Consider the following 21,047-nt stretch of genomic DNA (forward strand, 5'->3'; position numbering starts at 1 on the left):
CCATCAGTTTGCCACGATGTGCTCTAACCTCGCAGGCGTATGCCCCAACGAGAATTGGATTGATGATCAACTTCACGAAATCTGCCATCGGCATTCTGCTTGCCCTTGGCACTGTAGTCTCCACATCGAGCATCGCGTCTGCGCAATATTACGAAGGTTACGACAGGGGACCGCCGCCCCGTTTTGAACCTGACAGGGATTGGGGCCGGCCTCCGCCGCCGCCGCCTGGCTGGGGTCGTCCGCAGCGCGGTGGCTGCGATCCCCGATGGGCAGCGGACAAGGCGCGCGATTTTGGCTTCCGTCGCGCTCGCGTCGTGGACGTTACGCCGCGGCGTGTGATTGTTCAGGGCTGGACGCGGCGGGGTCCCGACGAGATCAGCTTTGCCAACGTCCGCGGCTGCCCGGCGCTCCGATAACGGCTGCCGGCCGACATGAAACGCCCTCGGTCGGGAAACCGAACCGAGGGCTTACGGACGAATTGATGTGCAAGCATTTCCATCTCTTTTCGCTCACCCGCGAAAGGACAGGCCTCCGCACGGCGATGGCCGCGGGTCATGCCCGCGAGAGATGGGACCGCTTCAGGCGGGCTGCAGTTCGTAACCGTTCATTGCCACCCCCGGCCACAGCTCGTAGAGAACTTCTTTGTGGTTGACCCCGCCGTGGCGGGGGCTCGAGGGCATGCCGAGCGCATCGGCGGCTGCGATGCTGAGCTCGCCGATCTTGTTGCCGGGTCCGAGATCCGCCACAACGCATTCGACCGACCTGTCGCGCCATGTCACCCTCGCCCTCGAGCCCCGGACGACAGGTGTGACGCGTTGGACGATGAGGGGCGGCACGACGATATAGGGCACCGTCTGCGCATCGACGTAAGCGGCGGGATCGCCGGCAGGCCGATTGCGGTGGCGATACCAGGTCCGGGATGCGATGATGCCACCCGGAAAGATCTTCGGCTCGTTATCGGTATTCAGAATAACGACACTGCGCGCCCAGTCGTAAGCGCAGATGACTTTTTCGTGGGCGTTGATCCTCATACCGCCATTGGCCAACGCTTCGCTCCCGCTGTCGTCTTCCTTGTAGGCCGGCGCTGCGCCATGCTGGCCATTGGCGCCATCGGCATCGATGGCGGCATCGGCGGTAAAATGGACGCGGCCGTCGGCATCTTGATGGATTTCGCAGCCTTCAATAATTCCTATTATTGGCATGATCCTCCTCCTATTTGCCGGTCATCGGCCCTGCGACGATGTGGATTGCGCTGATCAGCCTTCGTGTGCGAGAATGGACCAGCCGATCACGCTATTCCTGTTGTTGGCAAAGATCCGCGCATCGGTCTCCTGTATCGCGTCTCCGGAATTATCGTTGCTCACGGAGCAATGGACGATCTTGTCGATACCCGCGATGCCGCTGCGGCTGTTCACCTCGGTAACGACAGCCATGTGGCCTTCGTGATGGCGGCCGTTGCTGTCCTTGTAATCGCCATAGACGACGACGCAGCCCGGCAAGGGTTTATCCAGCGGCGCGAAGATCCCTGTCGAGGCAAGAACGTCTTTCGAAACCGCTGCCGTCTCGATCCATCCGCCGTTCTCCTCGACATAGAAGGCCTCCCGCGTCTTTCGCGACATGCCGAGACACCAGGCCACGAACCCGGAACAGTCACATTTCCCGTTCGCTGCCGGTGACGGCTTGCCGGGGTTCATTCCCCCAGCACCTAGCCCGTAGCGCGTTCCTTTGTTGGTTGCGACCAATGCCCTGTTTACAACTGCGCTGGCTCTCATCATGTCCTCCTGAAGTTTTCGGCGATCCATGAAATGAACTCCGTCATCGCAGGCTCCTCGAAGTCATGACTGTGACCGGGAGCAAGCATAGCGAGGCGCGAAAACGGGATGCCCTGATATGAGCTCAAACCATCCTAGTTGCAATCAGCAGTTATAGGTAATCCTGGGATACTAGTGTTCATTCAAAGGTTGAACCTGCAGATCATAGGGATGGATCGTATTGCTGAGTGCCGGTTCATCCGCGACGATGGCCGCGGGTCATGCCTTCAAGCGCGGGGCCGCCGCCGCTCCAGGCAACCGCCATCAGCACATCGTCTCAGCCGCCGTCACGGGGAGGCAGCGACATGCCGTTGCAAAGAAGATCGCAGCAGCCTTGCAGCGAAATTGCCGGGCAAGTTCGCCTTCGCTGATGGCCTGTTCGAACTTTTTTATGAGCTGGCTAATATTCTCGGTACGGCGCGGGCTGATATCGTTGCCGACTGCTTCAACTTCGCTGGCATCCGGGTTTGCGCCGAGCACGATCATTCAGGCGGCACGCACATCCGGACGGCTATAGGCGCGGGCGGTATCGACAAGGGAACCTTCGATCGCCGCGGCTATCGTTCCCCTCGAGCGCATTCCAGATCTCGGTGTTGACCGTCGCTTGGTAGAGATCAAGCTCTTCGATAAAGAGCGCCTCTTTGGAGCCGAAGGCGACATAGAGGCTCGGGGCGCAATGCCCATCGGCCGGTTCAGGCATGAACCCGGCAGGCGGGCCGCATTCCGAGGAGAAGAAAAGGGCTGATGTCCAATCCGGTAGGCTTTGCCGATCCCGGCGAGATTGCCGACATCGTCCTTCTCGCCTCGCCGGCTGCCCGTTCGATCACCGGTGCGGCCTGGACGGACGACAAAGGGGCAAATGCCTGAAGAGACATACTTCTGCAGAGGAAGAAGAAAGAAGCCCGGCGCAATACCGGACTTTAATCATGCGGCCGTATTGGCCTCGGCTGCGCTCAGGGCGAGATCGGTTACCTCGCCGGTCGAGGCATAGCCGGAGACGAGTTCGGCAAGCATCAGGCGGGCGGCCGGTATGTCGTTGCGGTCGAGCGCGGCATCGAGAACCTTCAGGCGCTTGGAAAGCTCCGGCCAGAAAAGGAAATCCTCGCGCGCTTTCATGATGCGCGGATGCTGCGTCGTCTCGGGATTGTCGCCGATCAGCAGTTCCTCGTAGAGCTTTTCACCAGGCCTGAGACCCGTGACCGAAAGCTCGATATCGCCTTCTGGGTTGTCCTCACTGAGGACCGTCAGGCCCGAGAGATCGATCATCCGGCGGGCGAGATCGGCAATGCGCACCGGTTCGCCCATGTCGAGCAGGAAGACGTCGCCGCCGTCAGCCATGGCCCCCGCCTGGATGACGAGCTGAGACGCCTCCGAGATCGTCATGAAATAGCGGGTAATGTCAGGATGCGTCAGCGTCACCGGGCCGCCATCCCTGATCTGCTGGCGAAACAACGGCACGACGGAACCGGAGGATCCGAGCACATTGCCGAAGCGGACCATGGAGAAATTGGTGCGCGCGCGGCCGGTCGGCTGCTCGGCAGATAGCGCCTGCAGCAGCATTTCGGCAAGCCGCTTGCTGGCACCCATCACATTGGTCGGGCGGACCGCCTTGTCGGTGCTGATCAACACGAAGTTCGACACGCCGTATTTTTCAGCCGCCTGTGCGGTAATCAGCGTGCCCATGACATTGTTCTTGATGCCTTCGACGGCATTCTGCTCGACGAGCGGCACATGCTTGTAGGCGGCGGCATGATAGAGCGCCTGCGGCCGCCAGCTCATGATGATATGTTCCATGCGGTCACGGTCGCGCACCGAACAGAGGATCGGTACGATCTGCACCTTCTGCTGTTCGTAAAGTTCCGAAAGCTTCTGCAGCTCGCCGTGGATCGCATAAAGGGCGTATTCGTTCTGCTCGACGAGGATGAGATGCGTCGGCCCGCTGCGCAGGATCTGGCGGCAGAGCTCGCTGCCGATCGAGCCGCCGGCGCCCGTCACCATCACCACCTTGCCGAGGGAGGCCTTATCGAGAAGCTCCTGGCGCGGCGTCACGGCCTCGCGGCCGAGCAGGTCTTCGATTTCAAGTTCGCGGATATCGGAAACGGCGATGCGGCCCTGAGCGAGTGCCGTCATATCCGGCAGCGTGCGCACATTCACCCGCGCCTTGCGGATCTGCTCGAGGATCTCGTTGCGTCGCTGGCGTGATGCCGAGGGAAGAGCCAGAAGCACATTGTGGACATTAAGCGTTTGGACGAGCGCCTGGAGATCGGAAGGATCATAGATCGGCAGGCCGCCCATGATGCCGCCCTTCAGCTTCGTGTCGTCATCGAGATAGCCGACAACGCTGAGCTCATCGCTGTTGGTCAGCGCGGCGGCAAGCTGACGGCCCGAACTGCCTGCGCCGTAGATCAGCACCTTTGCCATCGCGCCCTTATGCAGGATGCGCTGATAGGTATCGCCCAGCCAGTAGCGGATGCCGAGGCGGGAAAGGCCGATCGCGATCAACAGCAGGAAGGGCTGCAGAATGCCGACGGTACGTGGGATGCCGGGAACGCTGAGCGCGGTAAAGATCGTCGCGAAGGCAACACCATAGATCGCAATCGCCTTCAGCACCGCCAGGAAAGCGGCAATGCCGGCGTAACGAAAGATCGCCCGGTACATGCCCATGACGATGAAGATCGGCAGCGCCAGACATAGCGACACAAGAACGGCGAGCCACTGCACGCCCGCCAGGATGGTCCACTCGTTCAGGCGGAAACAATAGGCAAGCCAGATGGTGAGAACACAGAGGCTGGAATCGACGAGAAGCGCAATAATACGCTTGGCCGGACGCGGCATTGCCAAGAGCGGTCCAACCAATGCCTGCATCGACGTCCAGGACCGGCTGGTCTTTGATCCGTCGCCTGAGGGATCATCATGCATTTTTATACTGTCCACCCATCATTCCAGCCTAACTTCTTCTTGTCCTTTTCGATTTCAAGTGCAACCGAATAATCTGTAGTCGCGTGAGCAACCTGTTCATAACCTTAGGTCGTAACCTCAATGGGTTATGCCTCTGCTGCCCAATACCTTGCCAACAGTCATGACCAGTATGCGCATATCCATGAAGAAGGAGCGGCGGTTCAGATAATCAACGTCGAACTTTACCTTTTCGGGAATCGGCAGCTCGTCACGGCCATTGACCTGCGCCCAGCCCGTCAGCCCCGGCAGCAGCGCATCGACACCTTTGGCCGTGCGCAGCGCGATCAGGTCGTCCTGGTTATAGAGCGCCGGGCGCGGGCCGACGAAACTCATCTCGCCCTTCAGGATACACCAGAGCTGCGGCAGTTCATCGAGGCTCGACTTGCGCAGGAAGCCGCCGACCGGCGTCAGGTAGCGGGAGGGATCATCGAGCAGATGCGTGGCGACCGTCGGCGTGTCAATTCGCATGCTGCGGAATTTCGGCATTCGGAAGATCCTGTTGCGGCGGCCCACACGGTTCGACCAGTAAAGCGCCGGTCCCGGTGAGGTCAGGCGCACGCACAGTGCCACGACGCCGATCGGAATGATCAGGATCACGGCTGCCACCAAAGCCAGGAAAAGATCCACTGCCCGCTTCACGTCCGTCCTCGCCTTTTGCACATTCTTCCCGCCTCCACCGACCCGTCTGCCCTATCGTCTCCACCCAATTCTCGTCAACGATCCTTTCCGGCTTCCGGGCGCCTTAGGCGTTGTTTCTCGGGTATTTGCGGCAATTCAGCCACCACCGATCGAGACGACATTTTATGCAAGCCACTGATAAGACATACCTCTCTCTCCACTGCGGAAGTTAATCCAGACTTCATTTCCGACACCCTGCGCTCTGGCCAAAGAAAGATATGCTTCCCCAATCGTCCTTATGATCTGCGCAAATAGTCGCAATCATCTTTCCGTGCCTTTCCTTCTTCCAAATGAACCGTCACGGCAGCGGCGTTATCGACCTTGCTCAAGCCGTGTCAGGCCCTGCGCGCGACCGGACTGTTCTGCCGTACCAGAGCCATCAGCATCGGTCCAAGCGAGAATTCTCCACGTGCTCCCTTGCGGGTCAGATCCCGCAGATAGCCGCCCGGTGAGTTGATATGGGTCGCCCGCTCCAGCATGCAGGCAATGGTGACAGCGGCATTTTCCCGGCCAAGACTTTCGCAGGCTGCCTGATACGTCTCCGGCGTTATCCCAAGCATGGAACGCACGGTGACGGCAGCGGTCACGAGATCCCGCCATCCCCTGATCGGCCCTCCCTGAGCATAATCGCTGATTTGCGGGCAAGCCTGCAGGATGAGTGCAAGAGGGAATATTTTTTGGGGTCCGCTAGTACCAATTGGTTCTGTCGCAGGCGGCAGCGTTTCTGTTTCCATCGTCGCACAAGATTCTAATTCAAGATAATCTGTATCTGAATTCTGTATGTGCGGTTCATTTTGAACCACACTGGCGCTCGTTTTTTTGAAATTATCGAAGTTCGTCAACAGATTGACGATGTCAGCGCGAAGGATTTCGAGCTTCAGGCGCACGCTGTCCAGATCGCAAGCCGCGGCATTGCGGGACAGGCATGCGAGATGATGGGCGTAGGCAGCCTCGACGTCGTCCCAGTTGCCGGGAACGCCTTCGGCGACTGCGGTTTCGATCAGTTTGCGGACATCGCGGCGGCAGATGGTCAGGCGCTCACGCGCACGCCGAAGTGCAATCCGGTCGGCCTCGATCTTTTGAGCCATGGCAGACAGTTCTTCGCTGCGGGCAAGAAGCGGCACCAGGCTGAAGCCGTAGGCATCTTCCAACTCGCCTGAGCTCTTCCGGCGGGCAAAACGTTTGCCGTTGGCGCTGTCCTTGCGGGTGATGAGCCCGGCATCCACCAGAGCCGCCAGGTGCCGGCGCAGCGTCGTGACTGCAATGCCGTGCGCCCGGACCATGAGCTGCCGGTTGGATGGAAAGACGACCATGCTCGCTTCACCGGAGAGATGGCTCTCGGGATAGAAGGAGAGAAGGGCGTTCAACACAGCCAGTGTGCGGTCGGAAATATCGAGCAGCGGTCGTGCTTCGCAGACGTCGCGAAACACCTTCCACTTGTCGACGGACTTATCTGGTTTAATTAATTCGGCCTGAAGCTGACCTCTCATCAAGGCAAGCGACATCGGCCGCCGCCCGAAAGGCGTCGTGACAAATCCCGTATCCATCGTGGTTCACCTTATACAAAGGCAAATCATCGGCGCCCGCCAAAACGGCGTTCAAAAACCTTGACAGCGATTCCGGGAAGTGCGATTCTCTAGGTGCTAAACGAGAGAAGAGGGCTTCCGGATGTTTGTTCGGGGGCCTTTTTCTTTGCCTATTGGCTCCTTTTCATGACAGTTAGATCCTCATCAGCAGGCCTAGCCTGCCAACAGTTATTGTTGTGACCTGACGGCGCCGAACTCCTCGAAGAGTTCATCCAGCCGGGTCGTGAGATAATCGGCAAATTCAGGCACCATGCGTTCATCGAACGTGATACGCGTCCTGGCTCCGGAGCGTTCGATCTGCGCTGCCTTCTGACCGTGGCGCGTTTTCCAGGTTTCGCCCGTTGCCTTCTTCGCATCACGCGCCGCGATTTTGGACAATACGCGCTGCAGGCGCTGATCGCTGTCGAGATCGGCAAAGGCATTGTCGTCAATGATCGCCTCCACCTTCTTCGGAGAAGAAGAGACGGCATCGACGAGAGCCAGCCATCGTGCGCGGCCTGCCTTGGGAGCCGGGCCGATCGCCAGGATCACAGTGTGCGGCACGCCACGGGCAACCGAGATATAACGGCTGAGATCGGCCTTATTGGTCGAGAGTGCCGCGATAATGACATCGCGCGGATAACCGGCCTCTTCGAGACGATGGGCAAACAGCGCCTTCTCGATGAAGGAGAGATCCTGCCGGTCGAGATTTTCCTTGCCCTGTGCGATGACCAGTTCATCGTCGCTCAAGCTCTGGACGATTGCCTTGACCTTGAGCCCAAGCTTTGCCGCAGCACGCAGGCGCCGCCGCCCATAGGCGATCTGGTAATGCCCTTCCTTGTTGGGATCGGGGCGCACCAGGATCGGCACCTTCTGGCCGTGTTCGGCTATGCTTGTCACCAGAGCATCGAAATCGGCATCGCGCTCGACCGGGATACGATCGCTGATCGAGGAATTGGAAATGTCCGATGGGTCGATCTCCAGAATGGAAAATCCTGACGAAATCTGCGCCTGCAGTCTTCCGACCGCACGTGCCGCTTCCGTCATCTCCTGCAGAGATGCGCCCATGGCCGAGACGGCACCAGTGCGCACCCTGTCCGGGTTTTTCTCGACACCGGCAGATGGCGCCAATGCATCCGTTTTACGCATGAAAAGTGAATTGACCGTATCGCGTCTGCTCATCAATTCTCTCCTTTCCAGTCGGATGCGGGCAAGCTGGAATAGCGCAGTTGGGAGCTCCCAACACGCTTGATGGCTGCCGATGGACGGACGGATCTTAGCCGGATACTTACACGCCAGCCCCTCTTGTTGGGAGCTCCCAACAGATCCGCTGGTCCGTCGAAACAAGGTAAATCGGTATTGATCAAGGAGAGCATCATGCGCGTCCCCATGCCTGCCGGATCAGCATCTCGACCTCTCCATTGACGGCATCGAGCGCTTCCATCGCACGATCATAGGTCGAACGCGTCAGGTTCTCGCGGCCGATCTCATAGAGCGTCTGCTTGGTGAGGCCGGCATCGGAGACCGCCGCCGATTTCACCATCGCATTGATCATGACGTGATCGTCGAACAGATTGCGCAAGAGGGCAGCGACTTTCGTCTGCGGCGCATCCTGCGGCTCGTAGCGGGTCAGCAGATAACGGATGAAATCATAATTGAGCTCGCCGCCCGCTTCCCGCACGACGGCGAGAAGATCATGGGTCATCAGCAGAAACTGGCTCATGGACGCCACATCCAGCATCTGCGGATGCACAGTGACGATCATCGAGGTTGCGGCGCAAAGGCCGCTCAGCGTCAGGTAACCGAGCTGCGGCGGGCAATCCAGGACAACGACGTCATAATTTTCGGCGACATCGTCAAGCGCCTTGGCAACACGCATGAAAAACACGCCTTCGCCATCCCGGTGGCCGCGGGTCAGCGCACGTGGTGTCGTGTGTTCGAACTCCATGAGTTCGAGATTGCCGGGAATGAGATCCAAACCGTCAAAATAGGTGTTGCGCACGACTTCGGAGAGGGGACGACGCTCTTCGTCATAGCGGATCGCCGCATAGAGCGTCTCGTTCGAGCGTACGTCTGTCTCCGGCATGACGCCGAGCATCGCAGACATGCTGGCCTGCGGGTCGAGGTCGAGGGCGAGCACGCGGTAACCCTGTAGGGCGAGATATTGCGCAAGATGCACCGAGGTCGTTGTCTTGCCCGATCCGCCCTTGAAGTTGGTAACGGCAATGACCTGAAGATGGTCGTTCTCGCCGCGGCGCGGCAGGAAGTCATGCGCTTCACGCCCACGGGCGGAGGCGGCAAGCAGGGCACGCAGCTCATTGAGCTGGCGCAAGGAGTAGAGCCGTCGGCCGTTGGTGCCGACATGGGGCTGCGGGCCTTCGCCGGCAAGCGTCATCTTTCGCAAGGTCGAATCTGAGACACCAATGAGTTTGGCAGCCTCGCCCGAGGTGAAGCGGCGCAGCGTCTTGCTCGCGGTTGGCGGAAACAGGGCTTCGCTAATCGCCTGCAACTGCGAACTGATCGTCGACGCATGGGCGCCGATCGTCTCATCGACGCTACGCTGAAGGGTCCGAGAAGTCCTTTGTGCCTTGCTCACGCTCTAATCTTTCATCACGGAAAAATACCAGAAACGGCTATTTAACCGTGACGATTACCGATCGCAGCGATTCTGGCAAGGTACTCCGGCAGACAAGCCCTTAGCGGGAGCGGCCAGGATCAGGAGTTTACGACAGAAGGATTACAATTTCCCCTGATATCTCCGTCAGTTAACAGAAATTCGATTCGTCTTTTAAAGTCGTGTCATCCCCACATGATTTTTGCGATCGACGCGGCAGCGCCGCTGTTTTGATCCCGTAGACGGGCCGCGGGCCATCCCATTGAGAAGAATCAGCTATTACCGGTCCCTAATCTTCGCCGGCAAAGGAACCGATGGCTAGGAGCCGGGAAGGTGCTGTTGCCGCAACTCTATGGGCTACGGCGAAGAATGGAGCGGGGTTCGCTTTTTCAAATCCGGAACACGAGACCAGCAGGCTGCGTCCACTTGGTGAGCGCATAAGAGAAAACCGCCTTCTGACGCGCGTTCTCGACGGCTGGTATTGACCAGGAGGTGACAGAATCAATCTGCCAGATCGATTCCGTATCAGCGAAAGATGTGAGAAAAAACAGTGAGTTAGAAATAGGCCAAATGGGCTACCCGGGGCTCTCAAAAGGCTCTCTCGAGCAGCCTTCACAGGCCAGTCTTATAGAAGAACCGGGAGCCTTTTGCAATGGCCGGCCCTGCGGCTTTCCCCGCCAGGCATGCCGGCGAAGCCAGTTGAAAAGGGGCTTCCCACCCTATCCGCGGAATGTGTAGCCGGCAATCGAGGCAGGTTTCATCTCGATCGAAAAGCCGGGCCGTGTCGGCGGCATATAGGCGGCGTCCTTGATGATGCAGGGATCGAGGAAGTGTTCGTGCAGATGGTCGACATATTCGATGACGCGGCCGTCCTTGGTGCCCGACACCGCCACATAATCGATCATCGACAGGTGCTGTACATATTCGCAGAGCCCGACACCGCCGGCATGCGGCCAGACCGGCAGGCCGAATTTCGCCGCGACCAAGAGCACGGCGAGCACTTCATTTAGACCGCCCATGCGACAGGAGTCGATCTGAACGATATCGATCGCGCCTTCGGCGATGAACTGCTTGAACATGATGCGGTTCTGGCACATCTCGCCGGTCGCGACCTTCACCGGGGAGATGCCCTGGCGGATCTTGCGGTGGCCGGCGACATCGTCAGGGCTCGTCGGTTCCTCGATGAAGAAGGGCTTGGCGAAGGAGAGCTGCTTGACCCAGTCGATCGCCTGTCCGACTTCCCAAACCTGGTTGGCGTCGATCATCAGGTAGCGGTCCGGGCCGATCACCTCGCGGGCGATCCTCAGACGGCGGATATCGTCCTGCAGGTCACGGCCGACCTTCATCTTGATGTGGTTGAAGCCGGCATCGATCGCTTCCTGGCAGAGACGGCGCAGCTTCTCGTCCTCGTAGCCGAGCCAGCCGGCCGAGGTCGTGTAGCAGGCATACCCTTCCTTCTCGAGTGTGGCGATGCGCTCCGCCTTGCCGGCTTCGGCTTGTCTGAGGATGGCAATTGCTTCCTCGCGTGTCAGCACGTCGGTGAGGTAGCGGTAATCGACGATATCGGCGATCTCTTCGGCCGGCAATTCCGCAACGAGACGCCAGACCGGCTTGCCGGCCTCCTTGGCAAGAAGATCCCATACAGCATTGACGATGGCGCCGGTCGCAAGATGGATTGCGCCCTTCTCCGGCCCGATCCATCGAAGTTGGCTATCGCTCGTCAGATGCCGCCAGTATTTGCCGGGATGCGCCTTCACCTCCGACAGTTCTGTGCCGACGACCAGATGGCGCATCGCCTCGATCGCCGCGCAGCAAATGTCGTTGCCGCGGCCGATGGTGAAGGTCAGGCCGTGGCCGGCGAGACCTTGCTTGTCAGTCTCAAGGATTACATAGGCGGCGGAATAATCCGGGTCGGGGTTCATCGCATCGGAACCATCGAGGCTTTGCGAGGTCGGAAAGCGAAGGTCGAAGACGCGGACGTCGGTAATGCGGGTCATGATGTCTTTCCCGTTTGGCTAGGCCGTTGGGTTGGCCGGCATCCGCTTCGCAACGAGCCGGCCATGCGAAAGCTCAGATCGTCCAGCCGCCGTCGATGGCGTAGGCCTGGCCGGACGTATAGGTGGCGCCCGCGAGATAGACGGCGAGATCGGCGATCTCCTCCGGCGTGCCGAGGCGGCCCATCGGCTGACGGGCGATGAAGGCGGCGCGCGCCGTGTCATAATCGCCTTGGGCGCGCATGCGGTCCTGCAGCGAGGGGCTTTCCACCGTGCCGGGGCAGATGCAGTTGCAGCGCACGCCCTGCGTGACATAATCGGCAGCGACCGACTTGGTGAGCCCGATCACGGCGGCCTTGGTGACGCCATAGGCAAAGCGGTTCGGCACGCCTTTGATGCTCGAGGCGACCGAGGACATATTGATGATCGAGCCATCCTTGCGCTCCAGCATGCCCGGCAACACTGCGCGGATGGTGCGGATCATCGCCTTGACGTTGAGATCGATGGCGAACTCGAGATCACTATCCTTCATGTCAAGCACGGAGCCGTTATGGACGATGCCGGCGCAGTTGAAGAGCACATCGACGGCGCCGATTTCGGCCACCAGTGCCTTGACCGCCTCGTCTTCGAGCACGTTGAGCTTGTGGGTGGAAATCTTGGCCTGCGCCGCCAGGCTCGCAAGAGCATCGGTATTGATGTCGGTGGCGTGCACCCTGGCGCCGGCCGCGGCGAAAGCAAGCGCGGTGGCGCGGCCGATGCCCTGACCTGCTGCGGTGATGAGAACGCTCTTGCCGGAAAGATTGCTTGTCATGTCATGGCCTCTGTGGGGATTGCGCGCGCTGGCGGTGATGCTGAAATATATCTCAAAAGGATCGGTCAGGATGCAGGCCGCGTTCGAACGCCCTGTCGGGCGACATCAGGCAGATGGTCACGATATCCCTGCGCATGGCCTTCCTCCCTCTCCCGTTATCTTGTTTTTGTCTCGCCCTGGCGAGTTTTCCGGGAACGATATCCTCAGACTTGATTTGTCTGTTTATAGACAAACAGACGATAGCTCTATGGTCAAGCGCGAACTTTTTCTTTTCCGTCCGCCTGTCTGCGTATATGCAGAATGATATTCACAGGAGGGAAGAATGGAGACCGACGAGTCAGATCGCTATCGCGCTCCGGCGCTCGACAAGGGACTCGATATTCTCGAACTTCTGGCGGGTGTCGATAGCGGCCTGACGCAGGCGGAAATCGCCAAGCGGCTGGAGCGCAGCCCGAACGAATTTTACCGCATGCTCGACCGTCTCGTGAAGCGCGGTTACGTCACGCGGCTCGATGGCGACCGCTATTCTCTCACCCTGAAACTTTTCGGCCTGGCGCAACTGCATGCGCCGGTGCGCCGGCTTGCTTCCTATGCGACGCCGCTCATGCGCGATCTCGCCCAACGCTCCCGTCAGGCAAACCATCTGGCCGTCTTCGACCGTGGGGCTGCCGTCGTTATCGCCCAGCAGGAGGCGCCCGATTATTGGGGCCTGTCGATCCGCATCGGTTCCCATATCAGCCTTTTCGACACCGGGTCCGGCCATGTGCTGCTTGCCTTCCGCAGCGACGAGGAGCGCGAGATGATGATCTCGGAGCATGCGCGCAGCCGCGAGGAGGTCGATCTCGGCCCGGATTTTCACGAGCGGCTGAACCAGATCCGCAAGCGCGGCTATGAGATGATGGCGAGCGCCCAGACCGCTGGCGTCTACAATCTCTCGGCACCAGTTCTGGGGTCGGACGGACGCGGTATTGCGGCGCTCACCTGCCCCTATATCGCGCTCGTCAATGCGCCGGCAGCGCCCGATATCACCCAGGCGATCGGCATGGTGCAGAAGACGGCGGCCGAGCTTTCGGCGCTCGCCGGCGCCAGCATCGCCGCACCGAGTTAGGCCAGCAGAATTTCTATTTGAACAATCCATTCACCAGGGATAGGTTGAATGCCACTCTTTGGAGGAAAAGAGCGTGTTCATCGATACCCATCTGCACGTCATCGACCGTTCGGCGTTAAGTTATCCCTGGCTTGCTGATGTGCCCGCGCTCGACCGCGATTTTCTCTACGAAACCTACGCGAGCGAAGCCAAACGCTGTGGCATCACCAAAGCGCTGCACGTGGAGGTGGACGTCGATCCCGTCATCATGCAGGCCGAGACCGATTATGTCAGCCGCCTCGGCGATCTGGTGGCCGGTGCGATCGTCTCCTGCCGGCCGGAAGACGACGGCTTTGCCGCCTATCTGGATCGCCAGAAAGCCGATCCCTTCGTCAAGGGCTTCCGGCGCGTGCTGCATGTGGTGCCCGACGATATCTCTGAAGGCGAGCTCTTTCGCGAAAATGTCAGAAGACTTTCCGGCACTGGTCTGACCTTCGATCTCTGCACGCTGCCGCATCAGGTGAGCAAGGTGGGCGCGCTCACCGATGCCGCGCCCGATGTCCAGTTCGTGCTCGATCATTGCGGCAATCCGGATATCAAGTCGAACGCTTTCGAGCCCTGGAGCCGCGGTATCGTCGAAATCGCCCGCCGGCCGAATATCGTCGCCAAGATTTCCGGCATCGTTACCAATGCTGACCCGACAAGCTGGACGGCGGAAAACCTGCGTCCCTATATCGAGCATGTCGTATCAAGCTTCGGCTGGGATCGTGTGGTCTGGGGTAGCGACTGGCCCGTCTGCACGCTGGCGAACGGCCTTTCCACCTGGGTCGCGGCCACCCAGGCCGTTCTGTCGGGCACGGCGGAAACGGAGCGTTCGAAGCTCCTTCATGGCAATGCGCAGCGTCTGTGGAAGCTCTGAGTTTGCCCCGATAGCTCACCCGGCGTCGCGCTTTCGACGTTCAATTCTACCGGATTCTCGTTTGAAGTGATCTGTCGCGACGTGCAATCGGTAGGGGCTCTCGGATGGCGCGATGTTTTGGCCCAGCCTAAACGACATGCGAACAATTGCTAGGTTGAACTAACTCGGCTAAAAGTTGTTACTGCCGGCCGTGTAAGTTGTCTGGCCGGTTTTCGCAGGAGGGAATATCAGATGAAAGAAGAACCGCATTCCGTGGACGTTCACGTCGGCAAAACGATCCGTATACAGCGACTGCTGAGAAAGGTTTCTCAGACGGAACTGGGCGATCGTGTTGGCGTGACCTTCCAGCAGATCCAGAAATACGAAAAGGGATCCAACCGCGTCTCCGCCAGCATGCTCGTCGAAATCGCCGGCGCGCTGAGCGTTGACGTCAGAACCTTCTTCGACGATCTGACGGCAGCTGCCGCCAACGCAAATGATAATCCCGCTCCGAGCGAAGAATTCGTCATTTCGCGTGAAGGCGTCCAGCTCAACGCTGCCTTTTTCTCGATCAAGAATGAGCCGCTTCGCAAGAAAATCCTTAAGCTCGTCCAGGCAATCGCCAGTACCGAGCAGATGGAAGCCGACGCTGCGGAATAACACGTCGGCCTGAATTTATAGCGATGAGTCGCACCCCGCATCGGGATTAATGGCGTTCGATCAAGATCAGATTTTCGCCAGCGTCCTTCATTGCGATCTTGGCTTTGCTGCCGACGAGTTTTTCGAGGTTCGCATCGAGCTCCCTGTCCGGATCGATGCCGTCCCAATCGATGACGACCTGCAGCAGTGCCATGTTTGTCAGGTGCATGAGATTGCGCAGCTGAAGTTTTTCAGCCTCGTCCTTGGCTGCCGACAGCAGCCGGAAGAGCCTTGCGTATTCCCTGCCTGCACCCTGGTCCCTTTTTTCAAACATTGTTTCCGCCCTCGACAACAGTCAAATCCCCACGCAGGATACCTTGGGCTTTGAACCGTTATTCGAGCGTTACAGGTTGCATCTGCTGCGTGATTTCGGCCTGCAGCAGGTCCCAATGCGAGGTTGCTGCAAAGCTCCAGTCACGCTGTGTTGACGCAAACTCACCCTTCTTCAGCCAGTCCAGCATCAACCGGGCGTCGCTGCGTTTGCGTTCGACGCGGTTGGTGCGGATCGCCGCCAGGATCTGGTCGCGCCGCAGCTTGCGGGCGAAATGGCATTCGTCGACCACCTTCGAATAGGTCCGTTCGGAGAAATGCAGGAAGCGGCCGGCCAGCAGCAGCTTCTTGCGCTCGCTGACGCTAATTTCACCCTTGGCATAGAGACCTTCTATGGTCGGCTCGAAATCGACCCAGGGGACGGAAAGCGGCAGCCAGCCGAGTTCCTGCGGCGCATGGACGAGCGCCACCGCTTCGTCATCAATGAGATCGCCCGATTCGTAGTCGTCGAAGATCGAGCCTATGCCGACCATGCCGAAGACGGAGCATTCGGCAGCACGCAGCGCCCCCATGCTGGAACCGCCGGCAACGGCAACGCCCTTTTGCAGTGCAAAGAGGATCTCCTTGTGCCAGACCGACGGCAGATCGCCGAAATAGCCGTCGATCAGGCCGATCGCTGTCGCCCCCTCATGCACTGCTTTCAGAATGTCGCCGCAGGCCGCGGGCGCGCGAAAATCGATATCGGGATGCTGCTTGCGGGCTTCGGCGATGTCGCCTGCAAGGCTCGGGCCGACGAACAGGATTTTCATGCCGCGGCTTCCCTGATGACGTTGACGGCGCGCAGGCCGAGCTGGATATACTGGCCGCTGATATCGACCTCGAGGCCCGGCACAATGACACGCACGACGGAGACCGGAAGGGTGGGATGGCAAAACGGCACGGCAATGATCTGGCTGATGCCGGCGGCCCTCAGCCGGCCGGCGATATGGCGGATCGTATCCTGGATCGTCGCCGGGCGATGCGGGCGCATGGGGAAGGGTTTGAGCGCCGCATCATCGTTGCAGAGATCAACGACCTGGCGCATGCCGGCGCTGCGGTCGATCCGCTGGTAAATCCTCGGCGAGAAATCGTCACGGCTGCCGGCAATCGCCGTCAGCCGGCTCTGGGCGGCCTCGGTGATGGCGCGCAGTGCCGCGCGCACCGGATCGGGATGGCAGCCGCAACCGCCGCAGACGTGAGCCCAGCGGGCATCGACGCGATCGGAAAGATTGCCCGGAATGATGACGGCGAGAAAGGCCGGGACACCGATATCGGTGGTCATGTCGATCAGCAGTAGGCGCATGCCGGCCTGTCGAATGCGATCGACCATGACGTCGATCACGGCATCGCCGAAGGCGAGCGGATCGACGCGGTTCTGCTTGAGCTGTTCAGGAGACTTGAGCTGGGTGAGCGCCCAGGCATCGCGCTCGACCAGTTCGCAGAGCCCGTGCAAGACGGCTTCGGCCGGCGTATTGCCCGAGGCAAGGCCATCACTCGACTGTTCGAAGCCCGGTGGTCGCTCGCCGCGATGGTCGAGTCCAACCAGCCACCAGGGCACGAAAGTGGTGCTGCCAGAAAGAAGCTCGAAGCCGGAGCACCAGGGGATCTGGCCGTCGCCGATCTCGTCGGGGGCACAGCGCGCCACGCTGTCGAGATCGATCATCGCGGCCCGCTCCGCTTTCATGGTCTCAAGGCTGGCGAGCGTCAGGTCGGCAGGCGCAATTTCGGCGATGCGGGTCTCGATCGCCTCCATGGCGGCCGAGGTCATCGCCGCTTCCTTGTCGATGCCCTTGCCCTGGAAGACCGACAGCGTGTGGCTGTTCGGACGTGTGGCGAAGGCAACCGGAATGTTCAGCACGTCGAGCCCGGTCAGCAGCCCGACACGGGTGATGCCGAAGTCGCGCAGATGCGGTTTGATCGCCGCAAAGGTCTGCGCCGGTGTCATCGACCGGTCGTGGTAACTGTTGACGCCTGCCGAAGACCGGTTGAGGTCGGCGGCAAGCACTTCAAGGTCGGCCAAAGCAGACATGCTGATTGGTTCCTTAGCGAAACCTCAGCGCATGCGTCAGGCTTTCGAGGCCGTTTGCCGATACGGTAAGCTCGTCCTGCTTGATGGCGGCCTTGGCGGCAGCGGAAAAACGAAGTGCCTGGGTCTGGATTGCGGCGTTGGTTTCAACGGTCTTCATGATCTCTCTCCGATTGGTTGGGCGGCTGGCCGCCGTTAACCATTGGAAGAGAGCATTGCCTGCGTCATTTAAGCGTTACAGGCTTCGTTAAAAGGCTGCGCGTCATGGAAGACCGGCGAGTTGCAGGCCTTTTATCAGCGGTTCGGTAAAGGCCGGATCGCGATCGGGAACGAAATGACGGATCTCTTCGCTGCGGAAATCGGGGAAGTTTTCCAGCACCACTCTGGCGTAATTTCTGGCTTTCGCGGCATGGCCCGCCATGGCGTGCGCAGCGGCGAGCAACCGGGCTGTCGCCTGTTTCGCCTTCACCGGCTCCAGCGCCTCGATCGCCTCTTCATACTCTTCGCGCATGAAGTGGATACCGCCGAGGTTCCAGTAATAATAGTCTGGTGGCAGCGGGTTAAGCTTGAAGGCGGCCTTGCTGAGCTCCAGCGCCCGATCGAAATCGCCGTCATGGGAAAGCGCATCGGCGAAATCGGCAAGGATATCGGCATCGTTAGGATTGAGATCCTGGGCCTGCTGGAAATGCTCAAGGCTTTCGTCGAAGCGGCGGCGATAGAGCGCCACGAAGCCGAGTTCGCGATAGGCCCGACCGCTGTTCGGATCGGTCTGCCGCGCCATCCTCGCGGCGCTATAGGCCTCGTCGAGCAGGTCACGGTCGCGCATACCGCGGATCAGCCATTCCATGCCGAGGGCGCGCGACATGCCCGCATGGGACGGCGAGAAATGTTCATAACGGCTGAGCGACGACTTGAACCATTTGCGCGCCTGGCGCAGGTGCTGCAGGTCGGTCTGGGCAATCAACCGCTTGCCTTCGAGATAGAGGCGATAGGCGGAAGCGGGCACATCGCCGAGCGGCATCGCCAGTTCGGTGCGCTCGATCGTATCGGCGAGTGTCATGACGATGCGCCGTGTGAGCTGGCTGAAGGCTTCGCTGATCTTCTGCATCGCAAAGGGAATTTCGACCGCCCACAGAACCTCAGAGGTTGCCGTGCGCGTCAGCCGGCAGGTGGCATAGACATCCTCGTCCCGGCCCTGGATTGTCACATAGACGGCATAGTCGAAGGACAGGTCGAGCGGGCCGACGGTGGTGCGCGTCGGGTCGAGGGCGCGGCTCAGCATTTCGAGGCTCGTATGGGCGGCGATCACCTTGAAGCCGCGTTGCTGGCTGAGGCCGATCGTGACATCCTCGAGCAGTGCGCGGCCGACACGCTCCATCAGCGGATCGGTGAAGATGCTTTCGGGGGGCAGGATGACGATGCGCGGCTGGCCAGCCGGATCGATCAGCAACTCCGAGGTAGGACGCGGACGTTCTGTTACCGGCTGCGCGGCGGCCAGGATGCCGAGTTCACGGGCAAGCGCCGTCGTGGCCCCGTCCGGCTCGATATCGAAATCGTTCTTCAGTTGGCTGCGGCACTTCAGATAGGCCTGACGCGCCGCCGGCAGGTCGTTCATGCGGGCATGGGCGCGCATCAGCGCCCGGCAGGCGATCTCATTGGCGGAATCGAGCTCGATCAGCCGCTTGGCAAAGGCGATCAGTTCCACGTCCGGGCGTCCGTCGTCACTTTCCAGCAGGCGGACAAGATGGGCCGAGCGCGTTTCGTCGATGCGTTGACGCTCGAAGGTCAGCCAGTCTTCTGCGCCCTGCGTCGGGGATTTGACGCTTTCGAGCAGTTCGCCGAGCAGGATGCCGCTTTCGTCACGCTCCAGCACATCCTTCCGCTTGAGGATATTGAGGTCGATCTCCCAACCCGGTGCCAGGCCGAGATGCGTGCGCGTGGCGGTGAGCAAGGGTGGCAGGCCTTCGGGAATGCTCTGCTCGATGCGGGACAGGAGCTGGCGTAGGCTGCCGGCGCGTTTTTCGGGAAGTTCGGATTGCCAGAGCTGGCATCGGATGGTTTCGCGGTCGACCAGCGGCTCCGACGACAGCGCTAACATTGCCAGCAGGAAGTAGGATTTTTCGGGTAAGGGAAGCTCAGTCCCGGCGGCCAACAATTGCGGCCTGCCGAGCAGACATAGTCTGTTCGCTTTCACTTCCCCCGTTGACCCGTCCATCACGGTTCTCACCTTCAAAAGCCGGAACGCCTGGAGCGCACCGGCCGATTGGATGATGTTAGAGTGAATAGCGGGCAACGGGAAGCGCTTTTGCTTTGATGGAGCAAGATTTTCATCGAATCTTTACGGTCGCGGCAGGTGCTTGCTGCCGGCATACTTTACGAATGCTGCATATCGGCGTGAGACACCGCTCTATTTTGGAGCATGCGGACCGGCGATGCCGCCATATATTCGTCCTGTGTTGCAGCTTCCTCTGCCTAGATTTAAGCCCGTTTCTGCTGCGCCGCCAGAGCACCTCTTGCGCGTGCCGGGCCCATTCATGTTGGACGAGATATTCGACCTCGGTCTCACAGAGATCGGATCCGACAGCCTGCCGAGGCAACCGATCAAACACCTAGTCCCACTTCGGGCCCCAGTCCGGATCCACGACTCGGTGATTGCGGTCGATGGTCTCGATATGGGAGATTTCCTGAGCTGAAAGCCTGATCGAGCTTGCCTTGAAGTTCGAGCGGATGCGTTCCGGCCTGCCCGATGTCGGGATGATGCAATAGCCCTTGGCAAGCTCGAAGGCGATCGCCACTTGTTCCGGCGTCGCATCGTGTTTTTCACCGATTGCGCGCAGCACCGGCTCGTCGGAAAGGGCGCCACGGGCGATCGGCAGATAGCAGGTGACGAGTATTTCTTTTTCTCGGCAGTAGTTTGCGAGCTTCTTGTTCTGCAGGATCGGGTTGAGTTCGAACTGGTTGTTGGTGATCCTGCCCTTGCCGAGCAGTGCTTCCGTCTCCTCCAGCAGGGCAATCGTGAAGTTCGAAACGCCGATCAGCTTCGTCAGACCGCGGGCCTGCGCCTCGGCGATCTGGGTGATGTAGACTTCGAGCGGAATGCGGCCATTGGGCGACGGCCAGTGGATCAGTGTCAGGTCCACCTGATCGACCCTGAGCGTCTCCAGGCTCTTTTCCAGAGAAGGGACGAGTGCGCCGGGACCGAAATTGTCGGTCGAAATCTTCGTCGTTAGAAAAACCTCGTCTCGGTCAAGGCCGGAGCGGCGCAACGCTTCGCCGACTTCGAATTCGGTGTCATAGGTCTGCGCGGTATCGAGATGCCGGTAGCCGGTTTCGAGCGCGCAGAGGATTGCATCGATACCTTCCGTGCCGTTCCGCCCAAAGGTGCCAAATCCCATCAATGGAATAACATTTTGTTTTTCCAAGAGTATCTCCTCCATTTCGCCTCACTCCGCCAGAGACTTGCCGAGCTTTGCAACAGCGTGCCGCGAAGTACAGCGAAAAACACCTGTTGGCCTCAGGCAAATTTCCGGCCTGGTCAGCAATAGTACAAGTCTCGAATTCGGACGTTGTATCCAGGAGGCGGCGGGTGCGGAGCGC

At 59.8% G+C, this 21,047-nt stretch carries 22 protein-coding genes and 1 pseudogene; 6 read left to right on the forward strand and 17 right to left on the reverse strand.

The annotated features are described in order from the left end of the window. The first annotated feature begins 59 nt into the window (after nt 1-59). On the forward strand, nt 60-416 hold the full coding sequence (locus AC1DUP_RS20400) for a hypothetical protein (protein ID WP_477834028.1): 357 nt from the start codon (nt 60-62) through the stop codon (nt 414-416). Nucleotides 417-578: 162 nt separating this feature from the next. Here AC1DUP_RS20400 and AC1DUP_RS20405 read toward each other — a convergent pair whose 3' ends face one another. The 3 genes from AC1DUP_RS20405 to AC1DUP_RS20415 form a co-directional block, all read right to left on the reverse strand. Further along, the gene (locus AC1DUP_RS20405) at nt 579-1,202 is read right to left on the reverse strand and encodes an RlpA-like double-psi beta-barrel domain-containing protein (protein ID WP_477834030.1); all 624 of its coding nucleotides are present in this window, start codon (nt 1,200-1,202) and stop codon (nt 579-581) included. 54 nt (nt 1,203-1,256) lie between these two features. Next, the gene (locus AC1DUP_RS20410) at nt 1,257-1,619 is read right to left on the reverse strand and encodes a hypothetical protein (protein ID WP_162805144.1); all 363 of its coding nucleotides are present in this window, start codon (nt 1,617-1,619) and stop codon (nt 1,257-1,259) included. 456 nt (nt 1,620-2,075) lie between these two features. Beyond that, nucleotides 2,076-2,297, reverse strand: coding sequence for a hypothetical protein (locus tag AC1DUP_RS20415; RefSeq protein ID WP_477834032.1), 222 nt, complete (start codon nt 2,295-2,297; stop codon nt 2,076-2,078). 258 nt (nt 2,298-2,555) lie between these two features. On the opposite strand from AC1DUP_RS20415, the gene AC1DUP_RS20420 reads away from it, so the two are divergent. After that, complete coding sequence (locus tag AC1DUP_RS20420; RefSeq protein WP_477834034.1) at nt 2,556-2,678, forward strand: hypothetical protein; 123 nt, start codon at nt 2,556-2,558, stop codon at nt 2,676-2,678. Between the two features lie 57 nt (nt 2,679-2,735). Here AC1DUP_RS20420 and AC1DUP_RS20425 read toward each other — a convergent pair whose 3' ends face one another. From AC1DUP_RS20425 to AC1DUP_RS20455, 7 genes are all read right to left on the reverse strand, one after another. After that, complete coding sequence (locus AC1DUP_RS20425; RefSeq protein WP_477834036.1) at nt 2,736-4,730, reverse strand: polysaccharide biosynthesis protein; 1,995 nt, start codon at nt 4,728-4,730, stop codon at nt 2,736-2,738. Nucleotides 4,731-4,847: 117 nt separating this feature from the next. Then, nucleotides 4,848-5,408, reverse strand: a complete 561-nt coding sequence (locus AC1DUP_RS20430) for a sugar transferase (RefSeq protein WP_113300189.1) — start codon at nt 5,406-5,408, stop codon at nt 4,848-4,850. Nucleotides 5,409-5,782: 374 nt separating this feature from the next. After that, the gene (repC, locus tag AC1DUP_RS20435; protein ID WP_115038793.1) at nt 5,783-6,994 is read right to left on the reverse strand and encodes a plasmid replication protein RepC; all 1,212 of its coding nucleotides are present in this window, start codon (nt 6,992-6,994) and stop codon (nt 5,783-5,785) included. Nucleotides 6,995-7,201: 207 nt separating this feature from the next. After that, on the reverse strand, nt 7,202-8,194 hold the full coding sequence (gene repB / locus AC1DUP_RS20440; protein ID WP_115038791.1) for a plasmid partitioning protein RepB: 993 nt from the start codon (nt 8,192-8,194) through the stop codon (nt 7,202-7,204). Between the two features lie 193 nt (nt 8,195-8,387). Continuing rightward, nucleotides 8,388-9,608 (reverse strand): plasmid partitioning protein RepA, encoded by a 1,221-nt coding sequence (gene repA / locus AC1DUP_RS20445; protein ID WP_477834039.1) that lies wholly within the window; start codon nt 9,606-9,608, stop codon nt 8,388-8,390. Between the two features lie 737 nt (nt 9,609-10,345). Continuing rightward, on the reverse strand, nt 10,346-11,623 hold the full coding sequence (locus tag AC1DUP_RS20450) for an L-fuconate dehydratase (protein WP_113300185.1): 1,278 nt from the start codon (nt 11,621-11,623) through the stop codon (nt 10,346-10,348). Between the two features lie 73 nt (nt 11,624-11,696). Next, entirely contained in the window at nt 11,697-12,431 is a 735-nt protein-coding gene (locus AC1DUP_RS20455; RefSeq protein ID WP_115038787.1) for an SDR family oxidoreductase, read from the reverse strand. On the opposite strand from AC1DUP_RS20455, the gene AC1DUP_RS20460 reads away from it, so the two are divergent. The 4 genes from AC1DUP_RS20460 (at nt 12,430) to AC1DUP_RS20475 (ending at nt 15,076) form a co-directional block, all read left to right on the forward strand. Further along, a complete protein-coding gene (locus AC1DUP_RS20460; RefSeq protein WP_162765565.1) occupies nt 12,430-12,735 on the forward strand; it encodes a hypothetical protein in 306 nt (101 codons plus the stop codon). The two genes, AC1DUP_RS20455 and AC1DUP_RS20460, sit on opposite strands and share 2 nt — an antisense overlap. 18 nt (nt 12,736-12,753) lie before the next feature. Further along, entirely contained in the window at nt 12,754-13,539 is a 786-nt protein-coding gene (locus tag AC1DUP_RS20465) for an IclR family transcriptional regulator (RefSeq protein ID WP_113307365.1), read from the forward strand. A 73-nt stretch (nt 13,540-13,612) separates the two neighbouring features. Next, nucleotides 13,613-14,437, forward strand: a complete 825-nt coding sequence (locus AC1DUP_RS20470) for an amidohydrolase family protein (RefSeq protein ID WP_115038784.1) — start codon at nt 13,613-13,615, stop codon at nt 14,435-14,437. Nucleotides 14,438-14,668: 231 nt separating this feature from the next. After that, nucleotides 14,669-15,076 carry a helix-turn-helix domain-containing protein gene (locus AC1DUP_RS20475; RefSeq protein WP_113307367.1) on the forward strand — a complete coding sequence of 136 codons (408 nt, stop codon included), beginning with the start codon at nt 14,669-14,671 and terminating at the stop codon, nt 15,074-15,076. A 46-nt stretch (nt 15,077-15,122) separates the two neighbouring features. Here AC1DUP_RS20475 and AC1DUP_RS20480 read toward each other — a convergent pair whose 3' ends face one another. The 7 genes and pseudogenes from AC1DUP_RS20480 to AC1DUP_RS20510 all read right to left on the reverse strand — a co-directional run bounded on the left by AC1DUP_RS20480 (nt 15,123) and on the right by AC1DUP_RS20510 (nt 20,872). Next, nucleotides 15,123-15,389, reverse strand: a complete 267-nt coding sequence (locus AC1DUP_RS20480; RefSeq protein ID WP_113300180.1) for a hypothetical protein — start codon at nt 15,387-15,389, stop codon at nt 15,123-15,125. 58 nt (nt 15,390-15,447) lie between these two features. Next, nucleotides 15,448-16,194 carry a TfuA-like protein gene (locus AC1DUP_RS20485; protein ID WP_113307368.1) on the reverse strand — a complete coding sequence of 249 codons (747 nt, stop codon included), beginning with the start codon at nt 16,192-16,194 and terminating at the stop codon, nt 15,448-15,450. Further along, complete coding sequence (locus AC1DUP_RS20490; RefSeq protein ID WP_115038782.1) at nt 16,191-17,453, reverse strand: YcaO-like family protein; 1,263 nt, start codon at nt 17,451-17,453, stop codon at nt 16,191-16,193. The genes AC1DUP_RS20485 and AC1DUP_RS20490 overlap by 4 nt, the downstream gene beginning before the upstream one ends. A 13-nt stretch (nt 17,454-17,466) precedes the next feature. Further along, nucleotides 17,467-17,610, reverse strand: a complete 144-nt coding sequence (locus tag AC1DUP_RS20495) for a hypothetical protein (protein WP_477834044.1) — start codon at nt 17,608-17,610, stop codon at nt 17,467-17,469. A 102-nt stretch (nt 17,611-17,712) separates the two neighbouring features. Further along, nucleotides 17,713-19,665 carry a tetratricopeptide repeat protein gene (locus tag AC1DUP_RS20500; RefSeq protein ID WP_115038780.1) on the reverse strand — a complete coding sequence of 651 codons (1,953 nt, stop codon included), beginning with the start codon at nt 19,663-19,665 and terminating at the stop codon, nt 17,713-17,715. Between the two features lie 158 nt (nt 19,666-19,823). Further along, a pseudogene (locus AC1DUP_RS20505) lies at nt 19,824-20,029 on the reverse strand (hypothetical protein); the annotation flags it as partial. Nucleotides 20,030-20,059: 30 nt separating this feature from the next. After that, on the reverse strand, nt 20,060-20,872 hold the full coding sequence (locus AC1DUP_RS20510) for an aldo/keto reductase (RefSeq protein ID WP_477834046.1): 813 nt from the start codon (nt 20,870-20,872) through the stop codon (nt 20,060-20,062). Nucleotides 20,873-21,047: the final 175 nt, after the last annotated feature.

Source organism: Rhizobium sp. 01L419, assembly GCF_056400025.1.